Source organism: Achromobacter pulmonis (assembly GCF_021733725.1).
GTDB lineage: Bacteria > Pseudomonadota > Gammaproteobacteria > Burkholderiales > Burkholderiaceae_B > Achromobacter > Achromobacter pulmonis.
This window is the reverse complement of the sequence record NZ_JAIFOT010000001.1, coordinates 628,997-641,623: the sequence shown is the minus strand read 5'-3', so window position 1 is coordinate 641,623 and position 12,627 is coordinate 628,997. Positions and strand designations below refer to the sequence as shown.

The window sequence follows — 12,627 nt, the reverse complement described above, 5'->3', positions numbered from 1 at the left end:
CGCCACGCCCCTTCGGTGGGCCTTAGGCCTCAGGGTTGGCCTGGAAGCCCAGCGTGAGGGGCACGGCGCCGCGCTCGAGCAGGCGCAGCGGCGCCGTGCCGTAGATGCCGGGCAGCGTGACATCCAGGGGGCGCGCCGGCGCCAACTGTTCCAGCGACGCCAGCAGCGGCTTGCCGTCCGGCGTGGCCAGCCGCTCCATCAGCGGCGCCAGGTCGCGATCCAGCACGATGCCGCCGCCTTGCGCGGTCATGGCATACAACTGCCCGGTGTCATCCAGCCACCAACTGGCAATCGCGGTTACCGGTTCATCGGTGTGGGTGCGCAGCGCGCGGCCTTCGTCGTCCAGCCGCAGCACATACGGTGCCGCGTCCAGCCGCAGGAACACGCGCTGCGGACCGTTCTGGAAAAACCAGCGGCCCGCGTCGTCGTGTTCGTAGTTGCGGTTGATGAAACCCAGGATCTGCGGATTGGTGATGGGCTCGCCTGCGCCGCCCTGTGCCGCCAGTCCTTGTGGATGCAGGCGCCAGCGGCCGCGCGGATCCAGCGACAGCCAGCCGAACACCGCGGGCACGTCGGGCCAGCGGGCGATGGCGTCTTTGACCGAAGGATCCATGTTCAGGGGCGGATGATGATGGGAGGCGGATTGATGACGATGGCGGGCGCGGGCATGGCCGGCACCAGCACCGGCTGCGGCGCGTAGCCGTAGCGGTAATCATCGCGGCATTTGCGCTTTTCGGTGTATTCGCCGTTGCGCTTCCACTTGCGCTCGACTTTGCACGCACCGTCCCAGTACTTCTCTTTGTACTCGCCGCGGCCATGTCCATGGCGGTGGTGATGTCGATCGGAATCCGCTTCGGCGGCCCAGGGCGCCAGCGCCATCAATGTGGCGGCGGACAGGGCGAGCAGGGAGGGGCGGCCGCGGCGCGATGAGTGATTGTTGTGCATGGAGTCGGCGTCAAATGAAAACGGCGTCACCTTAGCAATCAATCGATTGACCGGGCGTAGGGATGGGTAACGAGATGCAGGGGGGGAGATACTGGAGGCGCAAGCCGGAATCGAACCGACGTACACGGATTTGCAATCCGCTGCATAACCACTCTGCCATTGCGCCAGTACTGCAAGAAAAAAGGAAGCGCGGTATAGGCCGGTGCTTCCTTTTTGTATTTGGAGCGGGAGACGAGTCTCGAACTCGCGACCTCAACCTTGGCAAGGTTGCGCTCTACCAACTGAGCTACTCCCGCGGGGCACTGCGTTTGATGAACCGGGGATCAGATCCCACTAGTCGCTTTTTGAACTAGCCGCTTTTTTGAAAGAGGCCGTGTCCACCAAAGACAGCGATTATACACAGTTTTTAGGACTTGTGCGGGCCTGTCGGCAGGTCTCGCAAAAAAGTCGCCGCAACGATGCGCGGGCCCCGGATTCCCTTGCAATGGGCCGAGAGATTGCGCGGGCAAGGTGCGTGGCATTGATGGCGATGCGGGCATCGAGGCGCAAGGCGGCAAAGCAGAACTGGGGAGGGGAGACGACGGGAATCCGTCGTTGAAGAAAGCGGCGCCGATGATGCCGGGCGATCCGGTCAATAAGACATCCGGCTGGCGGATCCAACGATGCGGCGCGTTCAAGAAAACGGCACATCGGATGGAGCGGGAGACGAGTCTCGAACTCGCGACCTCAACCTTGGCAAGGTTGCGCTCTACCAACTGAGCTACTCCCGCGCGGATACTGCGTACTGCGAAGAGGCGAGAGTATACCTTAATTCGACGCCGGAGCAAGCGGGCGTGCCCGCATCGCGACCCGGGCGGTGTTGCCCAGGCAATATGGCCCAGGCCAAATGCCGATTCATGGCGCTTTTTCATCGGGGCTCCTGGCGGCACCATGAGGGTATGCGGCGATGTCGTCCGCAATCCATTCCACAAAGGTGTACGCAACATGACCCAGCGTTTGAATTATTTCCAGGTCTCCGCCGACCTGTCCAAGCATTACCTCGACTTTAGCGCCGCGCTGAAAAAGAAGGCTGTCATCCGGGAGTTCAATGACCTCGTGACGATCCGCGCCTCGCAGATCAATGGCTGCGGTTTCTGCCTGGACATGCACGTCAAGCAGGCCAGGATCGGCGGTGAGCGTGAGCTGCGCCTGCACCATGTGGCGATCTGGCGTGAATCCCCGCTGTTCAGTCCGCGCGAGCGCGCCGCGCTGGAATGGACCGAGGCGCTCACCACATTGCATCCGCACGGCGTGGCGGACGCGGTGTACCAGCAGGTCCGTAGCCAGTTGTCCGAAGAGGAAATCTCGGATCTGACCTTCCTGGTGGTGGGCATCAACGGCTGGAACCGCCTGAACGTCGCTTTCCGTACCGAGCCAGGTTCCGCCGACGAGGCGTTCGGCCTGGACAAGGCCGGGTTGAAATAGGCGGATTCAAGCGGCGGCGGCGCCTCGCCCGTGGGCGGCGCCGTCGCTACATCAGTTCCAGGATGCGGCGGCCAAGCTGCTCGGCGCGTTCCTGCGACTCGATGTTGGTGAAGCTCATCAGCAGGCCGGCGCCGCATGGCGCGGCGCTCGTCCAGCGCGACAGGGCGTGTGCGTAGATGCCGTGCTCGAGCATGCGCTGCGCCAGCGGGCGATCCGTCTGGTGACCCTGCATCCGCACCAGCAGGTGCATGCCGCCCGGTTGCGGATCGATCGGCATGGCGGGGCCGAATACCTTGGCCAGCCCCGCTGCAGTGGCGTTGCGGCGTTCCGCATAGAGCCGCCGCATGCGTTGGATGTGGCGCGCGAAATGACCCTCCAGCATGAAGGCGCTGACCAGCGCCTGGGTCAGTCCGGGGATGCCATTGCCGAGCACGCGGTTGACATCCTCGAAGCGCCGCACCTGGGCCTCGGGCACCACCAGGTACGCGAGGCGGATGCCGGGAAACATGACCTTGCTGAACGTGCCCGCGTATAGCACGCGGCCTTGCCGGTCCAGGCTCTTGAGCGCCGGCAGCGGCCGGCTGACGTAGCGGTATTCGCCGTCGTAGTCGTCTTCGACGATCCAGCGTTGATGGCGCCCGGCCCACTCCAGCAGCGCCTGGCGCCGCGTCAACGACAGGGTCACGCTCAGCGGGCTTTGGTGGGCGGGTGTCACGATCGCGGCGCTCGCATGCGGCGCCTGCGCGATACCCCGCGACACCATGATGCCCTCGGCATCGACTTCCACCGGCGCCGACGCCAGGCCCGAGTGCTTCAGCAGCTCTCGCGTGGGGGGGTAACCTGGGTCTTCCACCCAGACCTGGTCCCCGGGTTGCAGCAGCGCCTGGATCACCAGGTTCAGGCTTTCGCGATAGCCGGACGTGATGAACACCTGCGCCGGCGTGCAGTGGATGCCGCGCGCGACCTGCAGGTGCGCGGCGATCGCATTGCGCAGCGCGGGCAGGCCATCGGCGGGCGGGTAGGACAGGTCGGCCGCCTGCGTGGCGCGCAGGTGGCGGGCGCCAAGCCGCGCCCAGATCTTGCGCGGAAAGGCATCCAGCGCCGGTAGCCCCATCTGGAACGGCAGCAGCGTCGGCGGCTGGCGCCATGTGTCGGGGTCGGTCTTGGCGGGGGGCGGCGAGGGGCGCGGCGCGGCCTGGGCCTGCAGGCCGGGCGTGACCACGGTGCCGGCCTGGCCGCGCGGCTGCACATAGCCTTCGGCGTGCAGCAGCGAGTAGGCCATCTCGATGGTGCCGCGCGCCACGCCCAGGTCCTTGGCCAATGCGCGCGCGGATGGAATGCGGTCGCCGGGCTTGAGCGTGCCCTGGGCGATGGCGCCGCGGAAGCGCTCATAGACCTGCCGGTACAGCGGATCGTCGTCGGAAGTGGCGGGCGGCAGATTGGCGAGGGAGGCGGGCGTCATGGCCTAGTTAGAAGATCAATTTATGGTTCTTCAAATTATGGCATGGCGTCCTTAGCATCATGCTTGTGCCCGCCCTTGCGGCGGGCGGTTTCTTTCAAGACAGGATCCTCATGAGTCAACCGGACATCCGCCCTATCGAGACCGACGAGGCGCTGCGCGCCTGCTTTCCGGTCATGCGGGAATTGCGCCCGCACCTGGCCGGCGCGCCCGATTTCGTCGAGCGCGTTGCGCGCATGCGCGCCGAACATTACGCCCTGCTGGCGGTGTGGGAGGGCGATGCGCCCGTCGCGCTGGCCGGTTATCGCTTCCAGGAAAACCTGATCTACGGCCGCTTCCTCTACGTCGACGACCTGGTCGTCACCGAACAGAGTCGCGGCACGCGTCATGGCGCCAGCCTGCTGCAGGCGCTTGAGCGGATGGCGCGCGCGGCCGGCTGCGCTAAGCTGGTGCTGGATACTGGGCTGGCCAACGCGCTGGCGCAGCGCTTCTACTTCCGGCAGGGGTTGCTGACCGGCGCGATGCGCTTCAGCAAGGCGCTGGGGGAGCAAGCGGCATGAGCGTCCTGCGTTTGACCTGCAGCCCGCGCGGCACGGAATCGGAAAGCCATCGGCTGTCGCAGTTCATCGTCGATGCCTTGGCGCGTGCCGATATCGAACGCGGCCGCGATGTTATCGAGATCGATGCCAATCTTCTGGCGCACGTGGATGCCGAGTATGCCCGCGCGTTGGGTTCGCCCGCTGACCCCGACGGCGATCCGAGCGGCGCGCTGCGCCAGTCCGATCGACTGATCCAATCCCTGGCCGAGGCCGACTACGTGGTCATCGCCACGCCGATGCACAACTACACGGTGCCGTCGGGGTTGAAAGCGTGGATCGATCATGTGGTGCGGGTGCGCAGCACGTTCAGCGTGACGCGCGAAGGCAAGGTGGGCGTGCTGGCGGACAGGCCGGTCTTCGTGGCGGTGTCGTCCGGCGGCCTGTTCTCCGGAGCCGAGGCGCGCCAGCCGGATTTCCTGACGCCCTACCTGAAGGCGGCGCTTGCCACGATCGGCTTGAAGCGCCTGACGTTCTTCTCGGTGGAGGGCACTGCGATGGGCGGGCTGGCCCTGGAGGCGGCGCGGCTGCGGACCCAGGCGGCGATAGCAGCGTATTTCGCGGGCGCGACGGACGCCGTGGCCGAGGTTGCCATCCAGGCATCCATCCATGCGTCTTCGTAGCCCTGGTCGTCAATGATGAACTTCGCGCCTGGGGGGCAGGCGCAGGTAGTCGACGATCCGCGGCGGCAGCGTCGCCAGGTGCGCGGCGGGGATTGGCGGGTAGAAGCCTTCGGCGGCCGAGTCTTCGCTGCAGTGGATGAACCAGCTGATGGTGCCGTGCTGCGGGCGACCCAGGAGCGAGCCGTTCATGACCGGCTCGGAAATGAAAAAAGGGCCCGCGGGCCCTTTCTTGCAACATGGATAGTGTAAGAACACTGTCCATAGAATCTGGAGCGGGAGACGAGTCTCGAACTCGCGACCTCAACCTTGGCAAGGTTGCGCTCTACCAACTGAGCTACTCCCGCATGGGTCCGCAAGGGCTGGCGGGTGGAAATTCCACGCTTGCCAGATGCAAACCATTTCTTATTGCCAACCGCTTTCGCGATTGCCTGATCAACTTGGTTATCGATCAGAAGGCGCGCATTCTACATGATTTTTTTCGATCGTGCTTGCCGCGGGCAGTTGCCGGGACAGGCGGATCGCGCTGAGCTTTGCGTTGCCGCGTCAACCCTTGCGGGCGTCCTGGCGAATCTGGCTGCCAAGCTCAATCAAGTAATATGAGCGAAGACAGAAAATATAGCATACCCGGTAGTATCCATGTCAAATTCCTCTGCCAGCACGCCTGCCTTGATCCCCTCGACGCGGGATCTTTCCGTCCTGAATACCCTGGGCCTGGCCGCCACGGCCCGGGCCTGCGTGACGCTTGAGGATGTGGCGCAATTGCCGGGGCTGTCCGCCCTTGCCGCGCAATACGAGCCGCTGCTGGTGCTGGGCGGGGGCAGCAATGTGGTGCTGCCCGAGAGCGTGCCGGGCCTGGTGGCGCGCGTGGCTTTGCGCGGTGTGCGCCTGCTGCGGGCAGAAGCCGGCGCATGGCTGGTGGAGGCGGCCGGCGGCGAAACCTGGCACGGTTTCGTGGCCGAGTGCGTGAAGCAGGGGTGGGATGGCCTGGAAAATCTGGCGTTGATCCCGGGCACGGTCGGCGCGGCGCCGGTGCAGAACATCGGCGCCTACGGGGTCGAGCTGGCCGACCGCTTCGATAGCCTGACGGCCTGGGATGTGCAGGCAGGCCGGTATGTCGACATGAGCGCGGCGGATTGCCGTTTTGCCTATCGCGATAGCGTCTTCAAGCATCAGCCGCCCGGCCGTTGGGTGATCGTGGCGGTGCGCTTGCGCCTGCCGCGGCCCTGGCGGCCGGTGCTGTCGTATCCGGACCTGCAACGCTATCCCGGCCTGGCGGGGGAGCCGTCGGCGCGGGCCATTTTCGAGGCGGTCTGCGAGATCCGGCGCGCCAAGCTGCCGGACCCGGCGGTCACCGGCAACGCTGGCAGTTTCTTCAAAAATCCCATTGTGTCGGCCGCGCGGCGCGATGCGCTTGCCGCGCTTCATCCCGGGCTGGTGTCGTATCCGCAACCGGACGGCAGCTACAAGCTGGCCGCCGGCTGGCTGATCGACCAGTGCGGCTGGAAGGGCCGCAGCCTGGGCGCGGCGGGCGTGCACGAGCGGCAGGCGCTGGTGCTGGTGAATCGGGGCGGCGCCACCGCTGCCGACATCCTGGCGCTGGCGCGCGCGATTCAGGACACGGTCGCCGAGCGCTACGGCGTGGCGCTGGAGCCGGAACCCGTGATGGTGTGAGCGGGATGCCCAACAAAAAAAGGACCCTCGCGGGTCCTTTTCTTGGCGTGGCGGCATCAGAGTCCCAGCACCGCCTGCATGTCGTACAGGCCATTGTGCTTGTCTTGCAGGAAGCGCGCCGCGCGCACCGCGCCTTCGGCGTAGGTGGCGCGGCTGGCCGAGCGATGGGTGATCTCGATGCGTTCGCCGATGCCGCAGAATGACACCGTGTGGTCGCCAACGATATCGCCGCCGCGCAGCACCGAGAAGCCGATGGTGCCCGGCTTGCGCACGCCGGTATCGCCGTGGCGGCTCCAGGTGGCCACGTCGGGCAGGGCGACGTCCCAGGCCGAGGCGATGGTCTCGCCCATCTTGAGCGCGGTGCCCGAGGGGGCGTCGACCTTGTTGCGATGGTGGGCTTCGAAGATCTCGACGTCGTAGCCCGAATTCAGGATGCGGGCAGCCATGTCCAGCAGCTTGAGGGTGGCATTCACGCCCACGCTCATGTTGGGAGCGAACACGATGGCGGTTTTCTGCGCGGCCACTTCGATGGCGGCGCGGCCGTTGTCATCGAAGCCGGTGGTGCCGATGACGGCCTTCACGCCCAGCCGGGCGCAGGCATGCAGGTGTTCCAGCGTACCTTCGGGGCGGGTGAAGTCGATCAGGCAGTCGGCGTTGGCCAGCGCGGCCAGGTCGTCGGTGATGGCGACGCCGGTCTGCTGGCCTAGCGGAGCCCCCGCGTCCTGGCCCAGCGAGGCTGAACCTTTGCGGCCGAGGGCAACCGTCAGTTGCAGGCCGTCGGCGTTGAGGACGGCGTCGATCAGCATCTGGCCCATACGGCCGCCGGCGCCGGCGATAGCAATACGCATGAAGAAAGTCCTTGGGGTTAGCGCAGCGGCTCGGGCGCGTTGCCGGGCTGGCCGGGGTACTGGTTCATCGGGCTGGTGGGGGCGGCGGCGTCGCGCTTTTTCTGATCTTCTTCCTGCTTGAGCCGGGCTTCGTCTTCGCTCAGGCGCTTGTCGGCCTTTTCGTCGGCGGCGGCGCTGGGAGTGTTCAACTGATAGGGCTGCAGGTCGGGCTGCTTGTCGCCTTCCCAGCGGGTCAGCCGGTCGTTCTCGAACCAGACCGTGAACTTGCGTTCCTGGGCTTTACCGTAGCCGGGCTTGTAGTAGTAGGGGTAGTCCCAGCGATTGGCGTGCAGCACGCTCGTCAGGGTGGGGCTGCCCAGGGCGAAGCGGACCTGTTCGCGCGTCATGCCCGGCTGCAGCAGGGCGACCTGCTCCTGGGTGATCCAGTTGCCTTGCTGGACACCGGCCTTGTAGGGGAAGCCCCACTTGTCCCCCGTGCAGCCGGCGAGGGCGACGGCCAGGGCGGCGATGGCCAAACCGGTCTTGAGCGAGCGGGAAGGAATTCGTGCAATCATGGACACTACGCGCCCCTATTATTTGGAAGCAGACAAAACCGTTATCATAAAGGTTTCATAAGGATAGTTCTGCGGGGCGGCAGGAATTCTGGGGGAGCCGGCTCGCGGTGACCGAGTATCCTTGCCCATGCCCACGCGGACGGAGAGCGATTACACCATGAGCGACCAAAGCGAACTGAAAAACATGGGTTTGAAGGCGACTTTCCCGCGCCTGAAAATTCTTGATATCTTCCGTAAGTCGGACCAGCGCCACCTCAGCGCCGAAGACGTCTATCGTGCCCTGATCGGCGAAAACGTCGAAATCGGCCTGGCCACCGTCTATCGCGTCCTGACCCAGTTCGAGCAGGCCGGCATCCTCGCCCGTAGCCAGTTCGACAGCGGCAAGGCCGTGTTCGAGCTGAACGACGGCGACCACCATGATCACCTGATCTGCACCAATTGCGGCAAGGTGGTCGAATTCTCCGATCCGGATATCGAAAAGCGGCAGCAGAAGATCGCCAAGGACAACGGTTTCGCGCTGGAAAGCCACGCCATGGTGCTGTACGGCATCTGCGGCAGCTGCCTGAAAGGCCGCTGAGCGGCCGTCGCGCCGGACCGTGGCAGCGCTCGCCGCGGTCCGGTGAAGGCAAAAGCCCCTTCTTCAAGAAGGGGCTTTTTTTATTCCCGGACGCAATCCCGGTGCAGGAGATCGCGCCCGGCAAGGGCGGTGGGGGGAACGGATGACGCCTGCGCCCCGCCTCAGGCGGGCGCGCGGCCGACGCTTTCCAGCATCTCCCGCGCGTGTTCGCGAGTGGTGGCGGTGAGCTTGATGCCGCCCAGCATGCGGGCGATTTCCTCGACCCGGGCGCTGTCGTCCAGCTCCTCGATGCGCGAGCGCGTGGTGCCGCGCGATTCGGTCTTGCTGACCAGGAACTGGTTGTTGCCGCAGGCCGCGACCTGCGGCAGGTGGGTGACGCACAGCACCTGGTGGCGTTCGCCCAGTTCGCGCAGCAGTTTGCCGACGGCCTCGGCCACGGCGCCGCCAACGCCACTGTCGACCTCATCGAAGATCAGGGTGGGCACGCGCGCCGCGCGGCTGGCGATGACTGACAGCGCCAGCGAGATGCGCGACAGCTCGCCGCCCGAGGCGACCTTGGCCAGCGGTCGTGGCGTGGTGCCGGCGTGGCCGGCCACCAGGAATTCCACCTGCTCGGTGCCATGGGCCGATGGCGCGGCCGCCGCCAGTGTGGGTTCGAACTTGCCGCCCTGCATGGCCAGCGTCTGCATCGCCTGCGTGACTTGCTTGCCGAGATCCTTGGCGACCTTGCGGCGCGCCGTCGTGAGCTTGGCGGCGACGGCTTCGTATTGCGCCTGCGCCGTCTGCGCCTGGGCGCGCAACGCGTCGATATCGGCGGCCGCCTGCAGGGCCGACAGTTCGGCGTGCAGGCCGTCGCGCAATTCGCACAGGGCCTCGGGTTCGGCGCGGAACTTGCGGGCGGTTTCGAATACCGCGCTCAGGCGCGCCTCGACGTCGGCCAGCCGCTGCGGATCGAGATCGACGCGGCTGACGTAGTTGTTCAGGTCGGATACGGCTTCGCTAATGGCGATGCGCGCGGATTCGAGTTCGTCGTGGATATCCTGCAGGCCGGGGTCGTGCCGCAGCATCTGTTGGAGGCGATGGTTGGCGGCGGTCAGGCGGTGATGGGCCGAATCTCCCTCGCCGTCAAGGGCGTCCAGGATCTGCGTGGCGCCATCCAGCAGCGACTGCGAGTGCGACAGGCGGGTGTGTTCAGATTGCAGCGCATCCCATTCATCCGGCGCGAGGCCAAGGCGATCGAGTTCGTCGACCTGCCATTGCAGCCGCTCACGCTCGGCGGCCAGGCCGGCGGCGTCCTTTTCGGCCAGTTCCAGCTGCCGCGCCAACCCGCGCCATTGCTTCCAGGCGTGCGCCACCGCCTGACGCAGTTCGCCGTGGCCGCCGTGGGCATCCAGCAGGTCACGCTGGGCCTCGGGCCGCATCAGGCTCTGGTGCGCGTGCTGGCCATGGATGTCGACCAGGCTGTCGCCGAGTTCGCGCAATTGCGTGACGGTGGCGGGCGTGCCGTTGATGTAGGCGCGGCTGCGGCCCTGCGCGTCGATCACGCGGCGCAGCGCCAGTTCTTCGTCGGCGTCGAATTCGCGTTCGGCCAGCCAGGCGCGCAGGGCCGGCGGGGTGTCGAAGACGGCGGTGATGTCGGCGCGCGCGGCGCCTTCGCGCAGCACGCTGACGTCGCCGCGTTCGCCCAGCGCCAGGGCGAGCGCGTCGATGAGGATGGATTTACCCGCCCCGGTCTCGCCGGAGAAGACGGTGAAGCCGGGGCCGAAATGGATTTCGGTCTGCTCGACGATGACGAAGTCGCGGATGTGCAGGGTGCGCAGCATGGCGGGGCGCTTACTACTCTACGTTGTCGGTGGCCTGCGGCATCAGGTTCCAATGCAGCTTGCGGCGCAGGGTGGAAAAGAAGCTGTAGCCTTCCGGGTGCACGAATCGGATGGTGTACGGCGCGCGTTGCACCACGATGCGGTCGCCGGGCTGCAGGTCGGACCAGGTCTGCATGTCGAAATGCACGCTGGCGCCGACCTCGACGCGGCCCATGGCGGTGAGCGTCATGTTCAGCACGCCGGTGTCGGGAATGACGATGGGGCGGTTGGACAGGGTCTGGGGCGCCACCGGCACCAGCACCATGGCGTTCATGCCGGGGTGCAGGATCGGACCGTTGGCCGACAGCGCGTAGGCGGTCGAGCCCGTGGGGGTGGCGATGATCAGGCCGTCGGCGCGCTGGGTGTACATGAAGGCGCCGTCGAGTTCGACCCGCACTTCGATCATGCCGCCGCGCCCGGCGCGGTTGAGCACCACATCGTTCAGCGCCGAGGCCGCGTACATCTGCTGATCGCCGCGCCAGGCGCTGCCTTCCAGCAGCATGCGTTCCTCGATCTGGAAGTTGCCTTCCAGTACGCGCGTCAGGGCGCCGTGCGCGTCCTGCACCGGGATGTCGGTAATGAAGCCCAGATGGCCGTGGTTGATGCCGACCACCGGCACGCCGTAGGGGGCGAGATGGCGGGCGGCGCCCAGCACCGTGCCGTCACCGCCCATGACCACCGCCAGCGAGGCATCCTTGCCGATCTGCTCGTAGGTGGCGACCGGATATTCCGTGAGGCCGGTATTGCGGGCCGTGTCGGCGTCGACCAGCACCTGCCGCCCGGCCTGCGTGAGCGCGTGCGCAAGCGCCCTCAACGGAGTGGCCAGGCCGGCGTCCTGGTATCTGCCGATCAGCGCGACGATAGGAAAGTGCATGGTGGCGAGGCGAATCAAAAAACGGAATCGGCCCGGAATCGGGCCCGTTGGCCGATTATATGGGGCCGCATATCGGCTTGCGGGACAAAAATCGCCTTAATTGGAAAAGATTCCCTAAAATACGGGGTATGGATGACCGCGCACGCGCTTTACTGAAGGCGTTGATAGAACGCTACATCGCCGATGGGCAACCAGTCGGCTCGCGGACGCTATCGAAAGTCTTCGATCTGTCGCCCGCCACTATCCGCAATGTCATGGCGGACCTGGAGGAATTGGGGCTGATCCACAGTCCGCACACTTCGGCGGGGCGTATTCCGACGCCGCGCGGCTATCGCATGTTCGTCGATTCCCTGCTGGCGGTGCAGTCCTATCAGCTTGAACCGCATAACATGGGCGACATGCTGGCGGCGGCCGAGCCCACCCGCGCGGTCAATGCGGCGGCGGCGCTGCTGTCGAACCTGACGCAGTTCGCCGGCGTGGTGCTGACGCCCAAGCGCGCCCAGGTGTTTCGCCAGATCGAATTCATCCGCCTGTCCGACAAGCGGGTGTTGCTGATCATCGTCACCCCCGACGGCGACGTGCAGAACCGCATCCTGTTCGTGCAGCGCGACTATGCCGAGGCCGAGCTGCTGGAGGCCGGCAACTTCTTCAACGTGCATTTCGCCGGCAAGTCCTTCGACGCGGTGCGGCGCACCCTGTCCACCGAACTGGCCCAGTTGCGCGAGGACATCTCGCGCCTGATGCAGGCGGCGGTCGAGGCCAGCGCCGAGGCGGCCGAGGACGGCGACGCCGTGGTCATTTCGGGCGAGCGCAAGCTGCTCGACGTCACCGACATCGCCTCCGACATGGACCGGCTGCGCAAGATGTTCTCGCTGTTCGAAAAGAAGACCGATCTGCTGCAGTTGCTCGACGTGTCCAGCCGCGCCCAGGGCGTGCAGATCTATATCGGCGGCGATTCCCAGCTGGTGCCGATGGAAGAAGTCTCGGTGATCACCGCGCCCTATGGCGTGGACGGCAAGGTGGTCGGCACGCTTGGCGTGATCGGTCCGACCCGCATGGCCTACGAGCGCGTCATTCCTATCGTGGACATCACGGCACGGCTGCTGTCCAACGCCCTCAGTCACAACCAGTAGTTCCATTCGAACCGACATCCT

The 12,627-nt window shown here is 66.0% G+C and carries 14 protein-coding genes and 4 tRNA genes; 6 read left to right on the top strand and 12 right to left on the bottom strand.

Annotation, left to right across the window (positions count from 1 at the left end):
- Positions 1-22 precede the first annotated feature (22 nt).
- The 5 genes from K2W61_RS02960 to K2W61_RS02940 form a co-directional block, all read right to left on the bottom strand.
- Positions 23-613 (bottom strand): DUF2946 family protein, encoded by a 591-nt coding sequence (locus tag K2W61_RS02960; RefSeq protein WP_175131269.1) that lies wholly within the window; start codon positions 611-613, stop codon positions 23-25.
- Between the two features lie 2 nt (positions 614-615).
- Positions 616-945, bottom strand: coding sequence for a hypothetical protein (locus K2W61_RS02955; protein ID WP_175131270.1), 330 nt, complete (start codon positions 943-945; stop codon positions 616-618).
- A 92-nt stretch (positions 946-1,037) separates the two neighbouring features.
- A tRNA-Cys gene (locus K2W61_RS02950) sits at positions 1,038-1,111 on the bottom strand.
- Between the two features lie 54 nt (positions 1,112-1,165).
- Positions 1,166-1,241 (bottom strand) — tRNA-Gly (locus K2W61_RS02945).
- A 398-nt stretch (positions 1,242-1,639) separates the two neighbouring features.
- Positions 1,640-1,715 (bottom strand) — tRNA-Gly (locus K2W61_RS02940).
- Positions 1,716-1,929: 214 nt separating this feature from the next.
- Here K2W61_RS02940 and K2W61_RS02935 point away from each other — a divergent pair.
- Positions 1,930-2,409 carry a carboxymuconolactone decarboxylase family protein gene (locus K2W61_RS02935; protein ID WP_175131271.1) on the top strand — a complete coding sequence of 160 codons (480 nt, stop codon included), beginning with the start codon at positions 1,930-1,932 and terminating at the stop codon, positions 2,407-2,409.
- A 46-nt stretch (positions 2,410-2,455) separates the two neighbouring features.
- On the opposite strand, the gene pdxR is transcribed toward K2W61_RS02935, so the two are convergent.
- Positions 2,456-3,871, bottom strand: a complete 1,416-nt coding sequence (pdxR, locus tag K2W61_RS02930; protein ID WP_175131272.1) for a MocR-like pyridoxine biosynthesis transcription factor PdxR — start codon at positions 3,869-3,871, stop codon at positions 2,456-2,458.
- Between the two features lie 110 nt (positions 3,872-3,981).
- Here pdxR and K2W61_RS02925 point away from each other — a divergent pair, with 110 nt between their 5' ends.
- Together K2W61_RS02925 and K2W61_RS02920 are read left to right on the top strand one after the other, a co-directional pair.
- On the top strand, positions 3,982-4,428 hold the full coding sequence (locus K2W61_RS02925; RefSeq protein ID WP_175131273.1) for a GNAT family N-acetyltransferase: 447 nt from the start codon (positions 3,982-3,984) through the stop codon (positions 4,426-4,428).
- The gene (locus tag K2W61_RS02920) at positions 4,425-5,087 is read left to right on the top strand and encodes an FMN-dependent NADH-azoreductase (protein WP_175131274.1); all 663 of its coding nucleotides are present in this window, start codon (positions 4,425-4,427) and stop codon (positions 5,085-5,087) included. Before K2W61_RS02925 ends, K2W61_RS02920 begins: the two co-directional genes overlap by 4 nt.
- Before the next feature lie 9 nt (positions 5,088-5,096).
- On the opposite strand, the gene K2W61_RS02915 is transcribed toward K2W61_RS02920, so the two are convergent.
- The gene (locus K2W61_RS02915) at positions 5,097-5,276 is read right to left on the bottom strand and encodes an immunity protein Imm33 domain-containing protein (protein ID WP_175131275.1); all 180 of its coding nucleotides are present in this window, start codon (positions 5,274-5,276) and stop codon (positions 5,097-5,099) included.
- 79 nt (positions 5,277-5,355) lie between these two features.
- Positions 5,356-5,431 (bottom strand) — tRNA-Gly (locus K2W61_RS02910).
- 292 nt (positions 5,432-5,723) lie between these two features.
- On the opposite strand from K2W61_RS02910, the gene murB reads away from it, so the two are divergent.
- Complete coding sequence (gene murB / locus K2W61_RS02905) at positions 5,724-6,758, top strand: UDP-N-acetylmuramate dehydrogenase (protein ID WP_236755034.1); 1,035 nt, start codon at positions 5,724-5,726, stop codon at positions 6,756-6,758.
- A gap of 56 nt (positions 6,759-6,814) precedes the next feature.
- Here murB and dapB read toward each other — a convergent pair whose 3' ends face one another.
- On the bottom strand, positions 6,815-7,606 hold the full coding sequence (gene dapB, locus K2W61_RS02900; protein ID WP_175131277.1) for a 4-hydroxy-tetrahydrodipicolinate reductase: 792 nt from the start codon (positions 7,604-7,606) through the stop codon (positions 6,815-6,817).
- A 17-nt stretch (positions 7,607-7,623) separates the two neighbouring features.
- Positions 7,624-8,160, bottom strand: a complete 537-nt coding sequence (locus tag K2W61_RS02895; protein ID WP_175131278.1) for an outer membrane protein assembly factor BamE — start codon at positions 8,158-8,160, stop codon at positions 7,624-7,626.
- Positions 8,161-8,317: 157 nt separating this feature from the next.
- Here K2W61_RS02895 and fur point away from each other — a divergent pair, with 157 nt between their 5' ends.
- Complete coding sequence (fur, locus tag K2W61_RS02890; protein ID WP_006223539.1) at positions 8,318-8,737, top strand: ferric iron uptake transcriptional regulator; 420 nt, start codon at positions 8,318-8,320, stop codon at positions 8,735-8,737.
- A 161-nt stretch (positions 8,738-8,898) separates the two neighbouring features.
- Here the strand turns inward: fur and recN are convergent, their stop codons facing one another.
- Together recN and K2W61_RS02880 are read right to left on the bottom strand one after the other, a co-directional pair.
- Positions 8,899-10,560 carry a DNA repair protein RecN gene (gene recN / locus K2W61_RS02885; protein ID WP_175140949.1) on the bottom strand — a complete coding sequence of 554 codons (1,662 nt, stop codon included), beginning with the start codon at positions 10,558-10,560 and terminating at the stop codon, positions 8,899-8,901.
- Positions 10,561-10,573: 13 nt separating this feature from the next.
- Positions 10,574-11,473, bottom strand: coding sequence for an NAD kinase (locus K2W61_RS02880; protein WP_175131280.1), 900 nt, complete (start codon positions 11,471-11,473; stop codon positions 10,574-10,576).
- 128 nt (positions 11,474-11,601) lie between these two features.
- Between K2W61_RS02880 and hrcA the strand changes: the two genes are divergently transcribed.
- Positions 11,602-12,606 carry a heat-inducible transcriptional repressor HrcA gene (gene hrcA, locus K2W61_RS02875; protein WP_006389041.1) on the top strand — a complete coding sequence of 335 codons (1,005 nt, stop codon included), beginning with the start codon at positions 11,602-11,604 and terminating at the stop codon, positions 12,604-12,606.
- The last annotated feature ends 21 nt before the right edge of the window (positions 12,607-12,627 follow it).

What these genes read in the sequence shown, in the direction of transcription:
- K2W61_RS02880 (WP_175131280.1), bottom strand. Translation starts at nt 11,473, where the DNA reads ATGCACTTTCCTATCGTCGCGCTGATCGGCAGATACCAGGACGCCGGC.
- hrcA (WP_006389041.1), top strand. Translation starts at nt 11,602, where the DNA reads ATGGATGACCGCGCACGCGCTTTACTGAAGGCGTTGATAGAACGCTAC.
- K2W61_RS02955 (WP_175131270.1), bottom strand. Translation starts at nt 945, where the DNA reads ATGCACAACAATCACTCATCGCGCCGCGGCCGCCCCTCCCTGCTCGCC.
- fur (WP_006223539.1), top strand. Translation starts at nt 8,318, where the DNA reads ATGAGCGACCAAAGCGAACTGAAAAACATGGGTTTGAAGGCGACTTTC.
- K2W61_RS02895 (WP_175131278.1), bottom strand. Translation starts at nt 8,160, where the DNA reads ATGATTGCACGAATTCCTTCCCGCTCGCTCAAGACCGGTTTGGCCATC.
- K2W61_RS02920 (WP_175131274.1), top strand. Translation starts at nt 4,425, where the DNA reads ATGAGCGTCCTGCGTTTGACCTGCAGCCCGCGCGGCACGGAATCGGAA.
- K2W61_RS02925 (WP_175131273.1), top strand. Translation starts at nt 3,982, where the DNA reads ATGAGTCAACCGGACATCCGCCCTATCGAGACCGACGAGGCGCTGCGC.
- dapB (WP_175131277.1), bottom strand. Translation starts at nt 7,606, where the DNA reads ATGCGTATTGCTATCGCCGGCGCCGGCGGCCGTATGGGCCAGATGCTG.
- K2W61_RS02935 (WP_175131271.1), top strand. Translation starts at nt 1,930, where the DNA reads ATGACCCAGCGTTTGAATTATTTCCAGGTCTCCGCCGACCTGTCCAAG.
- recN (WP_175140949.1), bottom strand. Translation starts at nt 10,560, where the DNA reads ATGCTGCGCACCCTGCACATCCGCGACTTCGTCATCGTCGAGCAGACC.
- murB (WP_236755034.1), top strand. Translation starts at nt 5,724, where the DNA reads ATGTCAAATTCCTCTGCCAGCACGCCTGCCTTGATCCCCTCGACGCGG.
- K2W61_RS02960 (WP_175131269.1), bottom strand. Translation starts at nt 613, where the DNA reads ATGGATCCTTCGGTCAAAGACGCCATCGCCCGCTGGCCCGACGTGCCC.
- K2W61_RS02915 (WP_175131275.1), bottom strand. Translation starts at nt 5,276, where the DNA reads ATGAACGGCTCGCTCCTGGGTCGCCCGCAGCACGGCACCATCAGCTGG.
- pdxR (WP_175131272.1), bottom strand. Translation starts at nt 3,871, where the DNA reads ATGACGCCCGCCTCCCTCGCCAATCTGCCGCCCGCCACTTCCGACGAC.